The 20,187-nt window shown below is 66.9% G+C and carries 22 protein-coding genes and 1 tRNA gene; 8 read left to right on the top strand and 15 right to left on the bottom strand.

Annotated features, from left to right (window positions below; genetic code table 11):
- Nucleotides 1–5: 5 nt before the first annotated feature.
- The 5 genes from rplJ to secE form a co-directional block, all read right to left on the bottom strand.
- Nucleotides 6–521 carry a 50S ribosomal protein L10 gene (rplJ, locus tag OKW52_RS21820; RefSeq protein WP_127107296.1) on the bottom strand — a complete coding sequence of 172 codons (516 nt, stop codon included), beginning with the start codon at nucleotides 519–521 and terminating at the stop codon, nucleotides 6–8.
- Between the two features lie 290 nt (nucleotides 522–811).
- Entirely contained in the window at nucleotides 812–1,510 is a 699-nt protein-coding gene (rplA, locus tag OKW52_RS21825) for a 50S ribosomal protein L1 (protein ID WP_264507562.1), read from the bottom strand.
- Nucleotides 1,511–1,513: 3 nt separating this feature from the next.
- Nucleotides 1,514–1,966, bottom strand: coding sequence for a 50S ribosomal protein L11 (gene rplK, locus OKW52_RS21830; RefSeq protein ID WP_127107292.1), 453 nt, complete (start codon nucleotides 1,964–1,966; stop codon nucleotides 1,514–1,516).
- An 88-nt stretch (nucleotides 1,967–2,054) separates the two neighbouring features.
- A complete protein-coding gene (gene nusG / locus OKW52_RS21835) occupies nucleotides 2,055–2,588 on the bottom strand; it encodes a transcription termination/antitermination protein NusG (protein WP_127107290.1) in 534 nt (177 codons plus the stop codon).
- 208 nt (nucleotides 2,589–2,796) lie between these two features.
- On the bottom strand, nucleotides 2,797–2,994 hold the full coding sequence (gene secE / locus OKW52_RS21840) for a preprotein translocase subunit SecE (RefSeq protein ID WP_127107288.1): 198 nt from the start codon (nucleotides 2,992–2,994) through the stop codon (nucleotides 2,797–2,799).
- 367 nt (nucleotides 2,995–3,361) lie between these two features.
- On the opposite strand from secE, the gene OKW52_RS21845 reads away from it, so the two are divergent.
- Nucleotides 3,362–3,991: a LysE family translocator gene (locus tag OKW52_RS21845; protein WP_264507563.1), complete on the top strand. Its 630-nt coding sequence runs from the start codon at nucleotides 3,362–3,364 to the stop codon at nucleotides 3,989–3,991.
- A gap of 67 nt (nucleotides 3,992–4,058) precedes the next feature.
- Here the strand turns inward: OKW52_RS21845 and OKW52_RS21850 are convergent.
- Nucleotides 4,059–4,134: transfer RNA gene (locus OKW52_RS21850), tRNA-Trp, on the bottom strand.
- A 270-nt stretch (nucleotides 4,135–4,404) separates the two neighbouring features.
- On the opposite strand from OKW52_RS21850, the gene coaBC reads away from it, so the two are divergent.
- Genes coaBC through OKW52_RS21865 form a run of 3 tightly spaced genes read left to right on the top strand, consistent with a single transcriptional unit; the run spans nucleotide 4,405 to nucleotide 7,120 of the window.
- Nucleotides 4,405–5,598 (top strand): bifunctional phosphopantothenoylcysteine decarboxylase/phosphopantothenate--cysteine ligase CoaBC, encoded by a 1,194-nt coding sequence (gene coaBC / locus OKW52_RS21855; protein WP_264507564.1) that lies wholly within the window; start codon nucleotides 4,405–4,407, stop codon nucleotides 5,596–5,598.
- Nucleotides 5,595–6,062 carry a dUTP diphosphatase gene (gene dut / locus OKW52_RS21860; protein WP_264507565.1) on the top strand — a complete coding sequence of 156 codons (468 nt, stop codon included), beginning with the start codon at nucleotides 5,595–5,597 and terminating at the stop codon, nucleotides 6,060–6,062. Before coaBC ends, dut begins: the two co-directional genes overlap by 4 nt.
- The gene (locus tag OKW52_RS21865) at nucleotides 6,062–7,120 is read left to right on the top strand and encodes a HesA/MoeB/ThiF family protein (RefSeq protein WP_264507566.1); all 1,059 of its coding nucleotides are present in this window, start codon (nucleotides 6,062–6,064) and stop codon (nucleotides 7,118–7,120) included. The genes dut and OKW52_RS21865 overlap by 1 nt, the downstream gene beginning before the upstream one ends.
- A 107-nt stretch (nucleotides 7,121–7,227) precedes the next feature.
- On the opposite strand, the gene OKW52_RS21870 is transcribed toward OKW52_RS21865, so the two are convergent.
- Entirely contained in the window at nucleotides 7,228–7,755 is a 528-nt protein-coding gene (locus OKW52_RS21870; RefSeq protein ID WP_264507567.1) for a GNAT family N-acetyltransferase, read from the bottom strand.
- 72 nt (nucleotides 7,756–7,827) lie between these two features.
- Nucleotides 7,828–9,780: a lytic transglycosylase domain-containing protein gene (locus tag OKW52_RS21875; protein WP_264507568.1), complete on the bottom strand. Its 1,953-nt coding sequence runs from the start codon at nucleotides 9,778–9,780 to the stop codon at nucleotides 7,828–7,830.
- Between the two features lie 123 nt (nucleotides 9,781–9,903).
- Here OKW52_RS21875 and dapA point away from each other — a divergent pair, with 123 nt between their 5' ends.
- Nucleotides 9,904–10,779: a 4-hydroxy-tetrahydrodipicolinate synthase gene (dapA, locus tag OKW52_RS21880; protein ID WP_264507569.1), complete on the top strand. Its 876-nt coding sequence runs from the start codon at nucleotides 9,904–9,906 to the stop codon at nucleotides 10,777–10,779.
- 283 nt (nucleotides 10,780–11,062) lie between these two features.
- Here the strand turns inward: dapA and OKW52_RS21885 are convergent, their stop codons facing one another.
- Nucleotides 11,063–11,776, bottom strand: a complete 714-nt coding sequence (locus OKW52_RS21885) for an alpha/beta fold hydrolase (protein WP_264507570.1) — start codon at nucleotides 11,774–11,776, stop codon at nucleotides 11,063–11,065.
- Nucleotides 11,777–11,929: 153 nt separating this feature from the next.
- Between OKW52_RS21885 and OKW52_RS21890 the strand changes: the two genes are divergently transcribed.
- Entirely contained in the window at nucleotides 11,930–12,952 is a 1,023-nt protein-coding gene (locus tag OKW52_RS21890; RefSeq protein ID WP_264507571.1) for an alcohol dehydrogenase catalytic domain-containing protein, read from the top strand.
- Nucleotides 12,953–13,082: 130 nt separating this feature from the next.
- Here the strand turns inward: OKW52_RS21890 and OKW52_RS21895 are convergent, their stop codons facing one another.
- From OKW52_RS21895 to OKW52_RS21910, 4 genes are all read right to left on the bottom strand, one after another.
- Nucleotides 13,083–14,357, bottom strand: a complete 1,275-nt coding sequence (locus OKW52_RS21895) for a bifunctional folylpolyglutamate synthase/dihydrofolate synthase (RefSeq protein ID WP_264507572.1) — start codon at nucleotides 14,355–14,357, stop codon at nucleotides 13,083–13,085.
- Nucleotides 14,354–15,295 carry an acetyl-CoA carboxylase, carboxyltransferase subunit beta gene (gene accD, locus OKW52_RS21900; protein ID WP_264507573.1) on the bottom strand — a complete coding sequence of 314 codons (942 nt, stop codon included), beginning with the start codon at nucleotides 15,293–15,295 and terminating at the stop codon, nucleotides 14,354–14,356. Before accD ends, OKW52_RS21895 begins: the two co-directional genes overlap by 4 nt.
- 67 nt (nucleotides 15,296–15,362) lie before the next feature.
- A complete protein-coding gene (locus tag OKW52_RS21905; protein WP_264507574.1) occupies nucleotides 15,363–16,253 on the bottom strand; it encodes a CPBP family intramembrane glutamic endopeptidase in 891 nt (296 codons plus the stop codon).
- Nucleotides 16,250–16,849 carry a DNA-3-methyladenine glycosylase I gene (locus OKW52_RS21910; protein ID WP_264507575.1) on the bottom strand — a complete coding sequence of 200 codons (600 nt, stop codon included), beginning with the start codon at nucleotides 16,847–16,849 and terminating at the stop codon, nucleotides 16,250–16,252. The genes OKW52_RS21905 and OKW52_RS21910 overlap by 4 nt, the downstream gene beginning before the upstream one ends.
- An 88-nt stretch (nucleotides 16,850–16,937) precedes the next feature.
- On the opposite strand from OKW52_RS21910, the gene OKW52_RS21915 reads away from it, so the two are divergent.
- Nucleotides 16,938–17,603 (top strand): NnrU family protein, encoded by a 666-nt coding sequence (locus tag OKW52_RS21915; RefSeq protein WP_264507576.1) that lies wholly within the window; start codon nucleotides 16,938–16,940, stop codon nucleotides 17,601–17,603.
- On the opposite strand, the gene OKW52_RS21920 is transcribed toward OKW52_RS21915, so the two are convergent.
- Nucleotides 17,600–18,133 (bottom strand): CoxG family protein, encoded by a 534-nt coding sequence (locus tag OKW52_RS21920; RefSeq protein WP_264507577.1) that lies wholly within the window; start codon nucleotides 18,131–18,133, stop codon nucleotides 17,600–17,602. The two genes, OKW52_RS21915 and OKW52_RS21920, sit on opposite strands and share 4 nt — an antisense overlap.
- Before the next feature lie 152 nt (nucleotides 18,134–18,285).
- Here OKW52_RS21920 and OKW52_RS21925 point away from each other — a divergent pair, with 152 nt between their 5' ends.
- Complete coding sequence (locus OKW52_RS21925; protein WP_264507578.1) at nucleotides 18,286–18,951, top strand: helix-turn-helix transcriptional regulator; 666 nt, start codon at nucleotides 18,286–18,288, stop codon at nucleotides 18,949–18,951.
- A gap of 194 nt (nucleotides 18,952–19,145) precedes the next feature.
- On the opposite strand, the gene OKW52_RS21930 is transcribed toward OKW52_RS21925, so the two are convergent.
- The gene (locus tag OKW52_RS21930; protein WP_264507579.1) at nucleotides 19,146–20,114 is read right to left on the bottom strand and encodes an NAD(P)H-dependent glycerol-3-phosphate dehydrogenase; all 969 of its coding nucleotides are present in this window, start codon (nucleotides 20,112–20,114) and stop codon (nucleotides 19,146–19,148) included.
- Between the last annotated feature and the right edge of the window lie 73 nt (nucleotides 20,115–20,187).

Below are 20,187 nucleotides of genomic sequence, written 5' to 3' on the forward strand. Positions count from 1 at the left end.
GGTGCTCAAGCGGCTTCCCGCTCCTCCAGGGTGGAGAGGATGCTCGCGATGTTCGAAGCAGGTGCGCCAATGGCCCCGGCGATGTTGGAAGCGGGTGCGCCAATGCAGCCCACGATCGAAGCGATAAGCTCCTCCCGCGACGGCATGGATGCCACAGCTTTAACACCTTCCGGCGTCAGTGCCGTATCGCCCATTGCCCCGCCCAGGATCTCAAACTTCTTGTTATCCTTGGCGTAGGCTTCAACCACCTTCGCCGCAGCGACGGGGTCTTCAGAATAGGCGATGACGGTCATGCCCGTCAGAAGTTTAGCGATGCTTGCGCAGGGCTTGCCTTCCAGGGCGATCTTGGCGAGCTTGTTCTTGGCAACGCGTACAGCCCCACCAGCGTCACGCATTTTCGCGCGCAGGGCTTGCATCTCGGCAACCGTCAGACCCGCGTAGTGTGCAACCACAACCACGCCAGAGCTTTCGAAAATCTGGCCGAGCTCGTCGACCAGGGCTTCCTTTTGTGCTCTATCCACAGGTTTGCTCCAAGTTTGGGGGTTTCCCCCGGCTCAATTGCGCCCCGACCGAAGAGCCGAGGCGTTCGGGTCCGAAAGGAGCCGAGTCCAAAACCGCCCGAGGGTATCCCCGGAAACAGTTGTCTCGTTCCCTATCTCAGGCAGGAAATTAAGCCTTACTTAAGCCTTTGCAGGCTATAAACAAGACACCCACCGTCTCGGACAGGACAGGGCGTTTCCGCCCCGCCATTCCCGGCCCGAAGACCGGGAAACTTTGGGCAGGGTGCGTGACGGGCACGCACCCCGCGAAATTACTGACCCAGCGCCGACGCCAGATCAACGCTGACGCCCGGACCCATGGTCGAGGACAGCGAGACCTTGCGCAGGTAGGTGCCTTTGGCACCCGTCGGGCGGGCTTTGCTGACCGCGTCAACGATGGCGCGGACGTTCTCGGCCAGCTTGTCGGCGTCGAACGACACTTTGCCCACGCCAGCGTGGATGATCCCGGCCTTTTCGACCTTGAACTGGACTTCGCCACCCTTGGCGTTGGCCACGGCTTGCGCCACGTCCATCGTCACGGTGCCGACCTTGGGGTTCGGCATCAGGTTGCGCGGGCCCAGGATCTTGCCCAGACGGCCGACCAGCGGCATCATGTCCGGGGTCGCGATGCAACGATCAAAGTTGATCTCGCCGCCCTGGATCGCCTGCATCAGCTCTTCGGCGCCGACGATGTCAGCACCGGCAGCGGTGGCTTCATCAGCCTTGGCGCCACGGGCGAAAACAGCGACGCGCACGGTCTTGCCGGTGCCGTTGGGCAGGCTGACAACACCACGGACCATCTGGTCAGCGTGACGCGGGTCAACGCCGAGGTTGATCGCCACTTCGACGGTCTCGTCGAATTTGGCGGTCGAGGACGATTTCACCAGCGAGACAGCCTCGCCCAGCGGCATCAGGGACGCGGTGCCAAAGGCTTCGCGCGCGGCGCGGGTACGTTTACCGAGCTTTGCCATGACTTACCCCTTGACCTCGATGCCGCAGGATTTCGCCGAACCGACGATGATCTGCATGGCGCCTTCGATATCGACGGCGTTCAGATCTTTCATCTTGGCTTCGGCGATCTGGCGGATCTGCGCGACGGTGACCGAACCGGCAACTTCACGGCCCGGCTTGACCGAACCCTTGGCGCGGTTGCGCTTGCCGACCGGCTTCAGACCAGCGGCTTTTTTCAGGTACCACGAGGCAGGCGAGGTCTTCAGCTCGAGGCTGAACGACTTGTCCTGGTAATACGTGATCACCACCGGAACCGGCGAACCGGGTTCCATGTCTGCGGTCTTCGCGTTGAAGTCCTTGCAGAACTGCATGATGTTGATGCCGCGCTGACCCAGAGCCGGGCCGACGGGCGGGGACGGGTTGGCTTGCCCCGCCTTAACTTGCAGCTTCAGCTGCCCGATAACTTTCTTGGCCATGTGGCCGCTCCTTTTTTCACAACGCCCCGGTATGGGGCCTGCTTAGTGGTCCGGCGAAACCCTTGGGTCCGCCTCCCACGGTGACCACTCAGGCGCCTTTGGTGACCTGAGTGAATTCCAGTTCGACCGGCGTCGGCCGGCCAAAGATCGACACCATCACCTTCAGGCGACCGTTGTCTTCGTCCACTTCCTCGACCATGCCCGAGAAGCCGTCGAACGGACCGTCCGACACCTTGACCTGCTCGCCGACCTCGTAGCGGATCAGGTTGCGCGGCGCTTCCTGACCTTCTTCGACGCGGTTCAGGATCAGGTTGACCTCTTCGTCGCGCATCGGGCTGGGTTTGCCCAGCTGACCCAGAAAGCCGGTGACGCGGTTGATCGAGCTGACCAGATGGTAGGTTTTGTTCGACATCTCCATGCGCACCAGCACATAGCCAGGCATGAAGCGGCGCTCGGACGTCACTTTCTTGCCGCGACGCACCTCGATGACCTCTTCGGTCGGCACGAGAACTTCTTCGATCTCGTCCTCAAGCCCCGCCTCGGCGGTCGCCTGGCGGATCGCTTCGGCGACCTTCTTCTCGAAGTTCGAGAGGACGCTCACCGAATACCAGCGCTTGGCCATGCCATTTCCCCGTCTGCAACGGCCTGAACCGCCGCGAAATTCCATTGACGATCAGAGAGTTGCCCCAGACCTGACCGCGACTGTCCGGCAGACAAAAAATGTGCGCACCGAATCGGTGCGCGTCATGATGCCGGGTGTTCTTGGTGCCTTTATCGATGCCAGCGTGAAACTTCAAGTCCCCGGCTGGATTTTCACCCCTGTTCGCGGCTCAGCTCACAAAGCCCAGCAGCGCGCCCAGACCGGTGCGGATCAACAGGTCAACGGCGAAAAAGAACACTGCAGTCAGGCCGGTCAGAACCAGCACCATGATGGTGCTGACGCCCACTTCGCGGCGGGTCGGCCACGAGACCTTGGCGGTCTCAGCACGTACCTGCTGCATAAAGGTCAACGGGTTGGTCCAAGCCATGGGAACACCTCTGGGCACAATCGCAAGCCACACGAATAGCGGCGCGGCGGGTTGGCGCTCAGATACGCCCCGCCCGTGGCGGATCCAACCCTGCGGGACCAACCAGAGCACGAAGCCGCCGATGTTGACGTTTCTGCAACACAGCACGCGCTGGCCCGCGCGCGGCTCACAAGGCCGACCGTCGGCGGCCATCGCCGCGTCCCTCCGACAGTTCAAAGCCTTGCGTATCCGCGGCACCGGTTTCAGGGTCGCCGCATAGGCCGCAGGGCCGCATTCGGGGATCAGAAGCGATGGGCGCAGATTCTGCTTTACGGCGGAGCCGGGCCGTGGATGGGTCACACAAACCTGCAGCGTGAAAGGCGGTGACATGGATTTTCAGAACTGGATTGCCTTCGTTGCTGCCTCCACGGCCCTGCTGCTCATCCCCGGACCGACGGCGTTGATGATCCTCAGCTATGCCGTCAGTCAGGGCCGACGGGTCGCGCTGGCAACCGTCGCGGGCGTCGTCCTTGGCGATCTGGTGGCCCTGACGGCCTCGCTTGCCGGACTGGGCGCTCTGGTGCTGGCTTCGGCAACGCTGTTCACGGTGCTCAAATGGATCGGCGCGGCCTATCTGGTGTATCTGGGGTTCGCCCTCATCCGCAGCAGCGCCACCGCCGGACCCGGGCAGCCCGGACCCGTCGCCCGGACGAAAGCTGCCCGCGTCTTTGTCCATGCGGCCACGGTGACGGCCCTCAATCCCAAATCCATCGTCTTCTTTATCGCCTTCGTCCCCCAGTTCGTGTCCGTGGACCAGCCCTTGGTGCCGCAATTCGCGATTCTGGCCGCGACCTTCGCCGGCATGGCGGCGATCAATGCCTTCGTGCTGGCGATGCTGGCGGACCGGCTGCGGCACAAGATCGCGCGCCCTACAGTTATCGGCTGGCTCTCCCGGCTGGGCGGCGGCGCGCTGATCGCCATGGGGCTTGCCACCGTCGCGTTCAAACGCTCGGCGTAGTCACGATTGCGACACCGCGCGTCTGCGGGTGCCGGTCAAGGACGTCTCTGATCTGGGAAGGTAAGGATGGCAGGGGCAGCAGGGTTCGAACCCGCGACCTACGGTTTTGGAGACCGTCGCTCTACCAACTGAGCTATACCCCTATCCTTGGCGGGGAACTACGGCAGCGCAAAAGGGAAATCAAGGGGCGAATTTCATCAAGATCGCGCGCAGTCACCCGCCGACCGATTCGCCGCGCCCGTCTTCATCTTGCTGTAAATACGCACCCTGCCTTTTTCCCCACAGGCGCGTGCGCAAGCGGGGTGGGTGGGCGGGAGCGCCGCGCGCGCGCCGGGCCACAGACCCCGACGCCAAAGTGTTGCCATCCCCACCCCCGCCCCTACACCGAAGGCAGGGCCAAACCGGGGGCATCCATGCTGGCAGGCAAGCGCATCCTTCTGATCATCGGCGGCGGTATCGCGGCCTATAAGTCACTCGAACTCATCCGCCTGCTCAAAGGCGCGGGCGCGACGGTCACCCCCGTCCTCACCAAAGGTGGTGCCGAATTCGTCACCCCCCTCTCCATCGCCGCCCTTGCCGGGGAACCGCTGCACCGCGATCTCTTCGACCTGACGACCGAGGCCGAGATGGGCCATATCCAGCTCTCGCGCGCTGCCGATCTGATTGTCGTCGCCCCTGCCACCGCCGACCTCATGGCCAAGATGGCGCAGGGTCACGCCGATGACCTCGCCTCGACCCTGCTGATGGCCACCGACAAGCGCGTGCTGATCGCGCCCGCGATGAACGTCCGCATGTGGAACCACCCCGCCACCCGGCGCAATCTCAGGACCCTTGCCGCCGACGGCATCCTCACCGTCGGGCCTGACAGCGGCGACATGGCCTGCGGTGAACACGGGCCCGGCCGCCTCGCGGAACCCGCCGCGATTCTCGCCGCCATTGACGCCGCGCTCTCGGACGGCCCGCTCAAGGGCAAGCATATCCTCGTCACCTCGGGCCCCACCCACGAACCCATCGACCCCGTGCGCTATATCGCCAACCGCTCCAGCGGCCAGCAGGGCAGTGCCATCGCTGCCGCGCTGCGCGATCTGGGCGCGCGCGTCACCTTCGTCACCGGCCCCGCCACCACACCGCCGCCCCCCGGCGTCACCGTTGTCGCCGTCGAGACCGCCCGTGAGATGCTGGCCGCCGTCGAAGCCGCCCTCCCCGCCGATGCCGCCGTCTTCGCCGCTGCCGTCGCCGACTGGCGGGTGAAATCCGAAGCGGGGCAGAAGATGAAGAAACAGGCGGGCGCACCGCTGCCCGTTCTGGAGTTTACCGAGAACCCCGACATCCTCGCCACCATCTCGCGCCACGCGCAGCGCCCGGCTCTGGTCGTCGGTTTCGCCGCCGAGACCGAGACTGTCATCGCCCATGCCCAGGCCAAACGCGCCCGCAAGGGCTGCGACTGGATCGTGGCCAATGACGTCTCGCCCGCCACCGGCATCATGGGCGGCGGCGAAAACGCCGTGCACCTGATCAGTGACGGCGGTGTCGAAGACTGGCCCCGCCTTCCCAAGCCCGAGGTCGCCCGCCGCCTCGCCGACCGCATCGCACAGGAACTCGCATGACCGTCCAGATCAACCTGACCCGCGAGGCCTGGGCCGACGCCGAGATCGCCCTGCCTGCCTATGAGACTGCAGGCTCTGCCGGGGCCGATATCCGCGCCAACCTGCGCCCCGAGGATCGCGCCACCGGCTTCACCCTCGACCCGTGGCACCGCGCGCTGATCCCCACCGGCCTGAGGCTGGAAATCCCCCCCGGGTTCGAGGTGCAGGTTCGCCCGCGTTCGGGCCTTGCGCTGAAATTCGGCGTCACCCTGCCCAACACCCCCGGCACCATCGACAGCGATTATCGCGGTCCGGTCGGGGTGCCGCTGATCAACCTGTCGGATGATCCCTACACCATCCAGCACGGCGAGCGCATCGCGCAGCTGATCGTCGCCCCCGTGGTGCAGGCGCGTTTCGCGCCCGTCGATGTGCTGGGCGATACCGCGCGCGGCACCGGCGGCTTCGGCTCGACGGGCCGCAGCTGATGATGGCGCTGCTCTTCGCCGCAGCGGCTCTCTGGGCGCTGGCCTGGGTGTTCGGTGTGCCGATGCGCGTGCGGCTGGTGGTGCTGGGCGTGGTCTGGCTGGCGATCGTCGCCGCCCATTTACTGCTGCCCGCCGAGATCCCCTTCCGCGCCAACACCGGCGGCGACGCGCGCCCCTGGCTGGTGCTGGCGATCCTCGCGCTGGCCATCTGGGGCTACCGCGCCCTGCTCGCCCGCCTGCGCCGCCGCGCGCAGGCGAAAGCGCCCGCGCCACCCGACACCACGCCCAAACCGCTGTTCTCCGACACCGAGCTGAACCGCTACGCCCGCCACATGATGCTGCGCGAGGTCGGCGGGCCCGGCCAGCGCGCCCTCAAACAGGCCAAGGTTCTGGTCATCGGTGCCGGCGGCCTCGGCTCGCCCGCCCTGCTCTATCTGGCGGCGGCGGGGGTCGGCACCATCGGGGTGATCGACGATGACACCGTTGATGGCACCAACCTGCAACGCCAGATCATCCACACCGACGCGCGCATCGGCATGCCCAAGGTCTTCTCGGCGCAGGCGCAGATGCAGGCGCTCAACCCTTTCGTCACCGTGCAGCCCTATCACCGCCGCCTGACCGAAGCCGAGGCCGAGCAGCTCTTTGCGCAGTATGACCTGATCCTCGACGGCACCGATAATTTCGACACCCGCTACCTGACCAACCGCATCGCCGTGCAATGCGGCAAACCGCTGATCGCCGCCGCCATCACGCAATGGGAGGGGCAGATCGCCCTCTACGACCCCGCGCGCGGCGGCCCCTGCTTTGAATGCCTCTTCCCCGAGCGCCCCGCCCCCGGCCTCGTCCCCAGCTGCGCCGAGGCAGGCGTCATCGCCCCGCTTCCCGGCGTCCTTGGCTCGATGATGGCCGTTGAAGCGCTCAAGACCCTGACCAATGCCGGTGCGCCCCTGCGCGGCGCGCTGGTGATCTACGACGGCCTCTACGGCGAATCCCGCCGCATGACCACGCATGCCCGCGCCGATTGCCCCGTCTGCCACGGCAAAGGCGCCACCGCCTGACCGCGCAACGCGCCTTGCCAACTTTATGCTCTAAATATCCTGGGGGGTGAATTCGGCGTCAGCCGAAGAGGGGGGCAACGCCCCCCTGCCTGCTTCTTCACGCGCGCTCAGCCCGGCAGACGCAGCACGACGTTCTCGAACGGCGCGCCCTGATCGTCGTCAGCGCGGCGCGAGATCTCTTCAAACCCAAGCTGCCGATAGAACGCCATCGCACGGCTGTTGTCGGTGTAGACCTCCAGCTCCAGCGTGCCTTTTTTCTCCCGCGCCAACGCCATCAGCGCGCGGCCGATGCCCTGCCCATGGGCGTCGGGCTGAACGAACAGCCCGCCGACAAAGCTTTCCAGCAACCCGATAAACCCGACCGGCTTTGTGCCGCGAAGGGCAACCCAGGTCTCGGCCTTGGGCAGGTAGATCTCTTCGACCAGCGCCTGATCCCTGCGCAGACGCTCTTCCCCCAGAAACCCATGCGCCTGACGCGAGGCTTGCAACCAGATGTCGGACAGCGCGGCCAGATCCTCGTCCCGATAGGGGCGAAAGGTCAGCGCGGCCGGTTCCCCGACAGCCGGGGCGGGCTGCGGCTTGAACAGCCGGGCCTGCAATCGTTGCAGCGCGGGTTTGCGGGCGTGATCGGGCATGGCGGCCTCTCTTGTCTCAGGGCCCGCCTGCTAGAGCCTCACCGCAGCCGGGTCAAGCCGACCGGCCGGCGCTCACTCGCGCCCGCGCAGGATATCCGTCAGCCGGATCGGGCCGCTCTCTCCGGCCAGCAGCGCGCGGTAGAGCACCACCGATTCCGTCACCCGCATCACGTAGTTGCGTGTTTCGGTGAAGGGGATCATCTCGACCCAGTCCACCGGGTCCATCGCCGGGTCGCGCGGATCGCCGTTCTCGCGCGCCCAGCGGGTCGGGCGTCCGGGGCCGGCGTTATACGCGGCGGCGACCATCGACAGCGTGCCGCCGAATTGTTCGGACATCTCTTGCAGATACCCCGCGCCCAGCACCGCGTTATAGGCAGGGTCCGAGGTCAGCAGCCCCTCTTCGAACCCGACCCCCAACTGCCGCGCGACATGCGCGCCGGTCGCGGGCATCACCTGCATCAGCCCGCGCGCATCGGCAGGGCTGACGACGCGGGGATCGAACTCGCTCTCGCGCCGGGCGATGGACAGGACCAGATCGGCGGGCACCGCCAGTTGCATGGTCGCAAGCTCGGTCACCGGGAAATACGCATGTGGCAGCAGGATGCCCCGCGTGATCGCCAGCTTGGCGATCCTGAGCGCGAAATTCGGCTCGCCCCGGTCCAGCCAGAGCTGCGCCAGCGACCCCAGTTCGGCCTCGGTCTCAAGGTTCTCGGCCAGTTGCAGCGTGAAGCGCCGCGCTTCGTACCACTGACCCGAGGCATGCAGCAGCAAGGCCGCCTGCAGGATTTCCGAAGACGCAAGCGGCAACGTGTGCCAGTCGGGATAGGTGGAGGGCGCGATCAGCGCCGGGTCCAGCGGCTGACCGATCCGCTCGGCGGCGAGCTGGCCATAGAACGCCGTCTGATGGCGCGCGCCAAAAGCATAGGCTTCCTGCGCCGCTTCCGGGTTGCCCAGCGCCTCTTGCGCCCGCCCCTCCCAATAGCCCGCGCGCCCCAGCGTGATCGGGCTGACCGAGCGTTCGCGCAGCGTCTGGAAATGCCCCAGCGCCTCGGCGGGCCGGTTGAGAAAGCGCAGCGCGACATAGCCCGCCAGCCACTCCAGATCCGCCATCGCGCTGCCATGGTCAGTCAAGCCGTGGTTCGCCGCCAGATCATAGGCCAGCTGCGCGTCGCCCGCGTCCATCGCGTTGCGCGCCAGACGCGCGCGTTGCCCGGCCCAGGCCTCGGGCCGGCCAAGGGTGTCGGCGGGCTGGGCGCGCAGCAGCTCGGCGGCGCCGTCGGTCATCCCCCGTGCCAGCCGCCAGCGGAACCGGTCATAAGCAAGGCCCGGATCATCGGCCAGTGACGCAGGCACGGCGGAAATCATCGCGTCGACCCCGTCCGCGCGGGCCTGCAACGCCAGCCGCGCGCGCGCCAGCGCGGCCTGCCCGGCAGTGACGCGCGGCATCATCCGCTCGGCGGCGGCACGCTCGCCGTCCCACAGCAGCGCATCCAGCCGCGCGGCGTTGAGCGGGCGCAGAAAATCGCCATGCGCGGCCAACAGCCGGTCTTCGGTCGCCGGGTCCAGCTCGCGCTCAAGCCAAAGGGTGCGCAACGTACCGGTCGGGTCCGCGCCGGTCGCGACCTGCGCGGCCAACAGCGCCAGATAGCCTTGCCCGGTCTGCGGCTGGCGTGTGGCGAACCAGCCGAGGATCACTTCGGGCGGCTGGTCCGTCATCCGCGATTCGGCCCGCGCGCGCAAAAGGTCCATGCCCGGCCAGTCGCGGTGCGAGGCTTCGAACGCGACATAGGTGGAAAAGTCGCCCGCAATGCCTTCGCGCAGGATCCGCCATGTCGCGACCCGCACGCCCACCGGCCCCGCCGCATCGCGCAGGGTGGCGAAACCCTGCGCATCGCCGGCCCGCACGGCGCTGACCAACGCGCCAATGGCCCCACCCGCCCGGGGTGGCGGCGGGCCATCCCAGGACAAAGCAGGACTGGCGACGCCAAGGGCGGCGAGGGTGAGAACGGCAGGGTAACGGCGCATGCTTACTCTTGAAAAGGAGGTCCAGAGAGTCTAACCGCGTGGGACGTCTGCGCAACACACAATGGGGTCAGGTCCGACCCCGCGCGCGGAACTCTGAGATCGGACCACCAAGAGGAGTACAGGATGTTCCGGGGATCGCTTCCCGCCCTGATCACGCCGTTCAAGAACGGTGCGGTCGATTTCGAGGCGCTCGCGGCCTTGGTCGAGTGGCATATCGCTGAAGGTAGCCATGGGCTCGTGCCCGTGGGAACCACCGGCGAAAGCCCGACCTTGACGCATGAAGAGCACGAACAGGTCGTCGAGGCCGTGGTCAAGGCCGTGAAGGGCCGTGTCCCGGTGATCGCCGGTGCCGGTTCGAACAACACGGTCGAGGCGATCCGTCTGCTCAAACACGCCGAGAAGGTCGGTGCGGATGCGGCGCTGGTTGTGACCCCCTATTACAACAAGCCGACGCAAGCCGGGCTGATCGCGCATTTCCGCGCGCTGCACGATGCCTCGTCCCTGCCGATCATCATCTACAACATTCCCGGCCGCTCGGTCGTGGACATGTCGCCCGAAACGATGGGCGAGCTGGCCAAACTGCCGCGCATTGTCGGGGTCAAGGATGCCACCGGCAAGATCGAGCGCGTCTCCATGCAGCGCGACACCTGCGGCAAGGATTTCATCCAGCTCTCGGGCGAGGATGCCACGGCTCTGGGCTTCAACGCCCATGGCGGCACCGGGTGCATTTCGGTCACGGCAAATGTCGCGCCGCGGCTGTGCGCACAGTTCCAGGAGGCCACGCTGGCCGGGGATTATGCGCTGGCGCTCGAGTATCAGGACCGCCTGATGCCGCTGCACACGGCGATCTTCATCGAGCCGGGTCTCGCGGGTGCCAAATACGCGCTGTCGCGGCTGGGCCACTGCGAGAACGAGGTCCGCCTGCCACTGCTGGGCGTCACCGACAGCACCGCAGCGGTGATCGACGCGGCCATGCGCCACGCCGGAATCCTGAACTAAGAGTGCGGGCCTCGGGGGCATCGAGCCCCCTCGGCCCGCATGGGCTGCCGCCCAAACCTGCTTCAAGGGTGAGGAGCGAATGGACAATTGTCCAGTGGACGATTGTCCGCGACGCAAGACGCGCCCCCTTGAAAATCCCCCCGTGGATACTTTCAGACAGAAAATGAAACAGGGTTAACGAACCCCTATCATCTGTCCTTAAATATCCTGGGGGGTGAATTGGCCGTCAGGCCAAGAGGGGGGCAAGGCCCCCCTGCCCGGCCACCCCAGAGGGCGATCCCAATCAACCCGCCGCCAGGCCCAGCAAGATCTCCGCCAAAGCCTTTGGCTGCGTCAACATCGGCGCGTGCCCGCAGTGTAGCGTGAATTCTGCCTCACAGGGCGTCGCCGCGACCATCTGGCGTTGCAGCGCGGGTGTCACCACAAGGTCCTGATCACAGAACACATAGGCGCGTGGCACCGCCGCGAAGCCCGGCCCGATCACCGCCTTGTCCTTCTGCGCCTTGTCCGACTGCACGCTCATCGCCGACATCGCCAGCACTGCGGCCTTGGCCGTGGCGTCAGGGAACAGCACCTCTGCCGCCGCCGGATCCAGCACCGTGGTTCCCGGCACCGGCCCCTTGCGGACCGCCCCCATCACCCCTGAGGTTGCTTGCTGGCGGATCAACCCCAGCAGGCTCTCCCCATCGCGCGGCAACAGCGCCGTCACAAAAGCGCAGGCCCGCACCTGTTTCGGCTGCCGTGAAGCCACCTGCGCGATCACGATCCCGCCCATCGAATGCCCGACCAGCAGCGCCGGCGGCCCGGCCAACAACCGCGCCTCGACATGGTCCACATACGCTTCCTGCCCGATCTCGCCCGATGGTTCTGCCCCGCGCCCGTGCCCCGGCAGGTCCAGCGCCTCGACCTGATGCCCGGCCTCCGTCAGCAACGGCTCGACCGCCGCCCAGCTTTTCGCATTCCCCCAGGCCCCGTGAACCAGAATGATACGCGCCATAAACCCTCTCCCGTTTCGCCGCATGCTGCCCCGCGCCTTGCGGCGCGGCAAGCGGTCCCTGCCCGGCTGACGTGGCGTCCTCGTCCCGTTGCCGCGCTAGGCGCATCGCGGCGCGGCCGTTAGCATGCTGACAAAGCCACGGAGGCCCGCCCGATGACCCAACCCACGACCACCCTCGCCCTCGCCCTGCGTGACGGCGGTTATGCCAAGGCCCCGACGCCGCAGGTGCCTGACAGTCTTGCGCCCTTCCTCGACCTGCGCGACGTGCCGTTGCCCGGCCTCGCCCCCGGACAGGTGCTGATCGCGGTGATCCTCAGCCCGGTGAACCCCTCGGACCTGTTCTTCGTGCAGGGCGGCTATGGCCAACCCCGCGTTCAGGGTCAGGCGGCGGGTTTTGAAGGCGTTGGCCGCGTGATCGCCACCAACGGTGCCGACGCGTTGATCGGCCAGCGCGTCGCCTTCCTGGGCACCGGGACCGGTGCCTGGGCCAAACACGCCATCGCCGATGCGGCGCTCTGCATCCCCCTCGACGAGGCGGTCAGCGATATCGACGGCGCGGCGCTGATCGTGAACCCGCTGACGGCCGTCGCGCTGGTCGAGCGCGCGCGCAGCGGTGGGCAGGCATTCGTGGTGAACGCCGCCGGTTCGCAACTTGGCCGCCTCATCCTCGGCCTCGCCCGCGACGAAGGCCTGACCGCGATCGCCGTCATCCGCCGCCCCGGCGAGGAAGACGCCCTGCGTGACGCGGGTGCTGCCGAGGTGCTGGTCACCAGCGACCCCGCCTTCCGCGCACAGGCCGCCGCCGTGATCAAGGCGCACAAACCCCGGGTGCTGCTGGATGCGGTGGGCGATCAGGCCACGGCGGATCTGTTCTTCGCCATGCCCTCGGGCGCGCGCTGGGTCAGTTACGGCAAGATGAGCGACGACGCCCCGTCGCTGACCCAGATGGGCCAGTTCATCTTCATGGACAAGCATATCGAAGGCTTCTGGCTCAGCCGCTGGCTTCCCTCGGCCCCCGCCGACCGGGTCGCGGCTGTCGTCGCGCAGGTCCAGACCCGCTTCGCCACAGGCACCTGGACCACCCGCGTTGCCACCGAGCTGACACTAGATCAGGCGATCGATGGCATCCTGCCCGCCTATGCCACCAGCAGCGGCAAGGTCATGATCCGCCCGTAGCAAAGGCCCGCGGTTAACACCCCGTTAACCGCGCCCCTTCTTTGCTCTCCAAATATCCTCGGGGGTGAATTCGCTGCAAGCGAAGAGGGGGGCTGAAAGCCCCCTTGCCCGACCCGCCAAAGCGTTGCCGTCAGCCGTTCTCGCGCAGCACGCCGCCCGCCAGATACAGCGAGCCGCAGATCAGCACGCGCGCTTCCGGCGCGTCGCGGGTGATGGCTTGCAGCGCCTCCAGCACCGAGCCTGCGGTCTGCGCCTGCAGGCCTGCGGCTTGCGCCGCCGCCGCTGTCGCCTCGGCGGTCAGCGTCGCCGCCTCACCCGGGATCGACACGGCATAAAGCGCGTCGGCGTGGCCCATCAGGGGCGTCATGAACCCCTTGATGTCCTTGGTGTTCAGCATCCCGCAGATCAGCCATGTGGGGCGTTTGGCCAAGCGGTCCAGCGTCGCGGCAATCGCCAGACCTGCCGCCGGATTATGCCCGCCGTCCAGCCACAGCTCGGCCTTGGGTGCCGCGTCGATCAGCGGGCCGTGGCGCAGGCGTTGCATGCGCGCGGGCCAGTAGGCTTTGGTAACAGCAGCCTCGAACGCCGCGCTGCCAAACCCCAGCGCGCGCAGCACCGCCAGAGCGGCCCCGGCATTCTCGACCTGATGCGGCCCGGGAAGATTGGGCAGCGGCAGATCCAGCAGGCCGTTCTCGTCCTGAAACACCAGCCGCCCGCGTTCTTCAAAGGCGTGCCAGTGCTGACCCGACGCGATCACCGCAGCACCCAGCCGTTCGGCCCGCGCCTCGATCACGGCAAGGCCCTCTTCGGCTTGCGGGCCGACCACACAGGGCACGCCGCGCTTGATGATCCCGGCCTTTTCGCCGGCGATCTCGGCCAGCGTGTCACCCAGATATTGCTGGTGATCGACCGAGACCGGCGTGATCACCGTCATCGCCGGTTTCTCAACGACATTGGTGGCGTCCAGACGACCGCCCAACCCGACTTCCAGCAGCAGATAATCCGCCGGCGTGCGGGCAAAGGCGAGGATCGCGGCGCAGGTGGTGATCTCGAAATAGGTGATCGTGTCACCGCCATTCGCCGCGTAGCATTCATCGAGCAGCGCGGTCAGCGCGTCTTCGGTGATCAGTTCACCTGCCAGCCGGATCCGCTCGTGAAAGCGGGCCAGATGCGGCGAGGTATAGGCGTGGACGCGCTTGCCCTCGGCCTCGAGCCCGGCGCGAATCATCGCCTGGGTCGAGCCCTTGCCATTGGTCCCGGCGATATGGATCACCGGGGGCAGGTCGTTCTGCGGGTTGCCCAGCGCGGCGAGCAAGCGCCACATCCGGTCCAACGTCAGGTCGATGATCTTGGGATGCAGGGCCAGCATCCGGGCGAGGATGACATCAGAACCGGTCGCGCTCACGATTGGGGTTCACCCGTGGTCGGTGCGTCGGTGGCAGCAGGGGCGAGCGACTCGGCATCGGGCGCAGGCAGATCGCCCGCCACCGCCGGCGGCAACCCGCTGAGCATGCGCAGGATGGTGATCAGCTCGTCGCGCATGTCTTTGCGATTCGTCACCCGGTCGAGCATGCCGTGATCCAGCAGATACTCGGCGCGCTGGAAGCCTTCGGGCAGCTTTTCGCGGATGGTCTGCTCGATCACGCGCGGCCCGGCAAAGCAGATCAGCGCGTTCGGCTCGGCGATCTGCACGTCGCCCAGCATCGCATAAGACGCCGTGACACCGCCGGTCGTGGGATGGGTCAGCACGCAGACATAGGGAAGCCCGGCTTCCTTGAGCATCTGGATCGCCACCGTGGTGCGCGGCATCTGCATCAGGGACAAGATCCCCTCCTGCATGCGCGCGCCGCCAGCGGCCGAGAACACCACCAGCGGGGCCTTGTGGGCAATCGCCCGCTCGGCGGCCGCGATCAGCGCGTTGCCGACATACATGCCCATCGACCCGGCCATGAAGCTGAAATCCTGCGCCGCCGCCACAACGGTCATCCGGCCCAGCTCGCCTTCGGCGACCAGCATCGCCTCTTTCTCGCCGGTGGCTTTTTGCGCGCCTTTCAGGCGGTCGGGATATTTCTTCTGGTCGCGGAACTGCAGCGGGTCGACGACCGGCTCGGGCACCGAGACCTCGCCGAACACGCCGCCGTCGAACAGTGCCTTGAACCGCTCACGCGGCGAGATCGCCATGTGATGGTTGCAGTTCGTGCAGACCTGCAGGTTATCGGTCAGTTCGCGGTGGAACAGCATGGTGCCGCACTCGGGGCACTTGGACCACAGATTCTCGGGCACCTCGCGGCGCGAGAACAGCGAATTGATGGTCGGGCGGACGTAGTTGGTGATCCAGTTCATCGGGTCTCCCCTCTTTGCTGGATCCAGATAGGACGCGGCCAGCCAGAATGCAACACAGGCCCGCGCCTTACCGGCGACGCACCCACAAACGACAGGCGGCCCAGACAGCCACCATCAGGATCATGTCGGAATAGAGCAGGGGCCGCAGCAGCTCTTCCCCCGCAGCCCCGTCGGGCAGCCGCAGTAGGGCCAGACCGTCCAGCCCGCCCATCACGCTGATCACCAGGATCGCCAGCACGTTATTGGCAAAGTGCAGACCCCAGGCCAGTCCCAGCGCCCCGGTGCGCTGCGTCAGATCCGAGGCGATAAGGCCAAACAGCGCCGTCGATGCAACAACGACCCACGCCAGCCCGCCCAGTTCCTCGGCATTGAAATGCGCCATGCCGAACAAGAGCGAAGGCACGATCAGATAGACCAGCGGCTGCGCGAACCGCGCCGCGAGCTGGCTTTGCACATAGCCCCGAAACACCAGTTCCTCGGCCCCGGTCTGGATCAGGATGCCCAGCAGCGCCAGCGGCAGGAAGGTCAGCCACACCCCCAGATCCGGCGTCAGCGCCAGAGGTGGCAGCCAGGGCGCAATCGCCAGGGTCATCGTGCCGCCGATCAGCGCCATCGCCCCAACCCCGATGACGAAATCGCGCAACACCAGCGGCGCGCGGCCCAACAGGCTGCGCAGGCTTCGGCGGTGCAGCAGGTGCATCGTCACCCACAGCCCGGCCCAGCCGCCCAGAAAGGTGCTCAGCAGCAGCACAAGCGACCACGGGTCGGACCCGGTGCTGATCCGCCCCAGCTGGACCGAGAACACATCCCCGCCCTGCCACGCCCAAAGCACCGCCCCCATGGCGACCATCCACAAGACGTAAATCGCAAGGGCGACGGCCAGCCCCAGCACCGTCCGCCACAGCTGACGGCGGGGCCGCGCGGGCGCGACAAGAGGCTCGTAGCTGGGCGGGATCATGCCGTGGGGCGCTCGAAGCGGGCGCGCGCGGCTTCCGACTTGGCATGCTGGGCGCAGGTCGGCAGGTGGTCATTGACCATGCCTATCGCCTGCATGAACGCATAAACCGTCGCCGGACCGACGAATTTCCAGCCGCGTTTTTTCAGATCCTTGGACATCGCCACCGAGGCAGGCGAGCTGGCGATCCCCGGCGTCGGGGCCTCGCTCGGCTCGTAGCCCCAGACATAGGCGGCAAAGCTGGTGCCGCTTGCCTGCAGCTCCAGCAAGCGGCGGGCGTTGTTGATCGTCGCGTCGATCTTGCCACGATGGCGCACGATGCCCTTGTCCTGCAGCAGCCGCGCGACATCGCCCTCATCGAAACCCGCGACTTTCTGCGCATCGAACCCTGCAAAGGCCAGCCGGAACGTGTCGCGCTTTTCCAGAATGGTGCGCCAGCTCAGGCCGGACTGGAAGGCCTCAAGCGTCAGCTTTTCGAACAGGCGCTGATCCTCACCGACCGGATAGCCCCAGTCGTCATCATGATAGGCGATGTATTGCGGGGTCGAGAGACACCACCAGCAGCGGTGCTGCCCATCGGGGCCGGGTTCGGTGTGCATAGTGCCTCCAGAGATTTCCGCCGCATTGTCGCGGTTCTGCGCGCGGGGTCAATTGCAACCGGGCGCGGCTGTCGTCACTGTGAGCGGTATGGATGGATGGGGCAGCCTTGTCGCCGCGATGGCGGTGTTTGTCGGCGCGCACCGGCTGATGGTATGGCCAAGGGTGAAAGCGCCTCTGGTCGCCCGGCTGGGGGCGGGTGGCTTCACGCTGGCCTATTCGGCGCTGTCGGTGGCGCTGCTGGTCTGGGTGATCGTGGCGGCGGCGCGCTCGCCCTTTGTGCCGCTCTGGTCGCCCGCCGCGTGGCAGGCCTGGGCGGCACTGGCGCTGATGCTGGTAGGTTGCGTACTGGTCGCGCAGGCGCTGGCCGGGGTGAATCCGTTCAGCTTTGGCAGCCGCACTGCGCCGTTTGATCCTGAGCGACCGGGTATCGCTGGCGTTACCCGCCACCCGGTTCTGCTGGCGCTGGCGCTCTGGGCGCTGGCCCATACGCTGGCCAATGGCGATCTGGCGCATGTGCTTTTGTTCGCGCCGATGGGGCTTTTTGCCCTGCTGGGCATGGCGGCCATCGACCGCCGCAAGCGCCGCGTGATGCCCGACTGGAACGCGCTCTCCCGCAACACCGCGCTGCTGTCGCTGCGCGGCGTTGCGGCCCTGCCGCTCTGGCCCAGTCTGGCTGGCGTGGCCGCCTGGGCCGCGCTGATCGCGCTGCACCCGCTGGTGATCGGCGCCGATCCGTTAGGCTGGCTGCGTTAGTCGCCCAGCATCCGCTTGAACCAGCCCTTCTTGGGCGCGTCGCCCTCGGCGTCGGCTTCGGGCGCGTCGGCTTTGGGGCCTTCGACGGCATCGGCAAAGCGGGCGAAGAAATCATCCGCCATCTTGCGGGCAAAACCGTCGATGATGCGACTGCCCAGCTGCGCCAGTTTACCGCCGACCTTGGCATCGACCTGATAGGACAGCTTGGTGCCCTCGCTGCCATCCTCCAGCGTCTCAAGCTCCAGCGCGACCTTGGCCTCGCCCTTGGCAAAGCCGGCAGCGCCACCCTTGCCCTCACCCAGCAGGGTAAGGCTCTGCAGTTCGACGATATCGGCAAAGGTCACGCGACCGGCAAAGCGCGCCTTGACCGGGCCGACCTTTTGCACGACGGCGGCCTCATAGCCCTCTTCCACCGATCCACTCAGCTCTTCACAGCCGGGCACAGCGGATTTGAGCACCTCGGCATCCAGCAGCGCGGCCCAGACCACGGCAGGCGGGGCGGCAATAATACGGCTGTCGATCATCTGCATGACAAAATCCTCCCTGGGTCGCGGGCACCTTAGGGCACCGGCGCAGGCTGTGAAAGCAGGCTTTTGTCTCTCAGACCTTCGTCGCATGAACGGGCGGTTCCGGGATGCCACGCAGCCTGCTATCGTGGGTGCCCAAGACCCGGAGCCAGCCCATGACCGCCAGCGCCCAGACCTTTGCCCACGCCCTGATCATCGAAGACCACCCGCTGTTTTGTGACGCGCTGGCGCTGACCTTGCGTGGCATCGCGGGCAACATCGCGGTGGACACGGCGCATTCACTGGGCGCGGCACTGACGCGTCTGGAAAGGGCGCCACAGCCGGATCTGGTGCTGCTCGACCTCGACCTGCCCGACGTTGACGGGCTCGACGGTCTGCTCCGTCTGCGCGCCACGCACCCTGAGCTGCCGGTGCTGGTGGTGTCTTCAATGGCCGAACCGCGGCTGATCCGGGCGGCGCTGGCTGCCGGTGCCGCGGGCTTCGTACCCAAGCACGCCGGTCGCGACAGCGTCCGCGCGGCACTGGACGCGCTGGGGCATGGGCGGACATGGCTGCCCGAAGGGATCGCGGCGGATGAAGCCGACGCCAGCGCCGATTCCGTCGCCCGCCTCGCCCAACTGACCCGCCAACAGGCCCGCATTCTGGAACTGCTCTGCCAGGGACGGCTGAACAAACAGATCGCCTGGGAGCTGTCGATCGCCGAAACGACGGTGAAGGCGCATGTCACCGCCATCATGCGCAAACTCGGCGTGCAGAGCCGGACGCAGGCCGTGCTGATCGCCCAACAGGCGCGGTTCACCAGCTTCGTGCCCGAAGGGTGAGCGGCGCTCGGGATATTTAGAGACAGAAAATAGGGGCGTTAACCTTCAGTTAACCGCGCATTTTCTGTCTGAAAATATCCTCGGGGGGTGAATTCGGCTTCAGCCGAAGAGGGGGCTGAAGGCCCCCCTCAACGCACGAAAAGGAACGCGCGCGGGCTTGCCCGCGCGCTCCGCTCGCATCGGGCGACGCGTGATCACCCACGCTCGTTGCGAAGCGGACGCGACAGGAGCAGGTCTTTCGCCTGCTCAAGGCTGACCTGTTCACGCAGCAAGGCCGAAACCATGCAGGTGACCGGCAGCATGTCGGGGTCAGCATCCTGGGCGATGGCGTGGGCGGTCATCACGCCCTCGACCGTCTGGGTCAGGTCTGGCGCTTCGCCCCGGCCGATCGCCTGCCCGTGCCGGAAGTTGCGCGATTTGTCCGAGGTACAGGTCAGCACCAGATCACCGAAGCCCGAGAGGCCCCAGAGCGTCTCGGCCTGCGCCCCGCGCGACTGGGCCAGCCGCCCGATCTCGGCAAAGCCGCGGGTCATCAATGCGGCGCGCGCACTTTCGCCAAAGCCTGCGCCCAGCACGACACCGGCGGCAATGGCGATGACGTTCTTCAGCGCCCCGCCCCATTGCGCCCCCACCACGTCATGCGCCAGATAGAGCCGCAGATTATGGCTAGCCAGCGCCGCCTGCAGCGCCTCGCCGCCCGCGCCCTCAACCGCCAGCGTCAGCGCCGTCGGCTTGCCCCGGGCGATATCCGCGGCGAAGCTCGGCCCGGTCAGCACAGCCGTCTGCGCCCCCGGGATCACCTGCCCCAGCACCTGCGTTGGCAACAGCCCTGTGCCCAGCTCAACCCCCTTGCAACACGCCACCAGCCGACGGTCGGCCAGAAACGCCGCATGCGCCCCGGCCAGCCCCCGCAGGGTCTGCGTCGGGACGGCGAGCAGCAGCACCGGGGCCTGCGCCGCCATCGCGACATCGGCGGTGACGTCCAGACCATCGGGGAACGCCGCACCCGGCAGGCGCGCGACATTCTCGCGCGCGGCCGCCATCGCAGCAGCCTGCTCCACATCCCGTGCCCAAAGCACCACGCGCTTTCCCGCCTGCGCCAGCGCAATCGCCAGCGCGGTTCCAAAGGCTCCGGCACCTAGAACGCCAATATCTGGCCGCATTACGACCGTCCTTTCCGCCCTTTGGGGCTTTGCACCTTCGGTTCCCTGCCGCTAAGAGGGTTCAAACGCCCTT

This window comes from Pararhodobacter zhoushanensis (genome assembly GCF_025949695.1).
Lineage (GTDB): Bacteria > Pseudomonadota > Alphaproteobacteria > Rhodobacterales > Rhodobacteraceae > Pararhodobacter > Pararhodobacter zhoushanensis_A.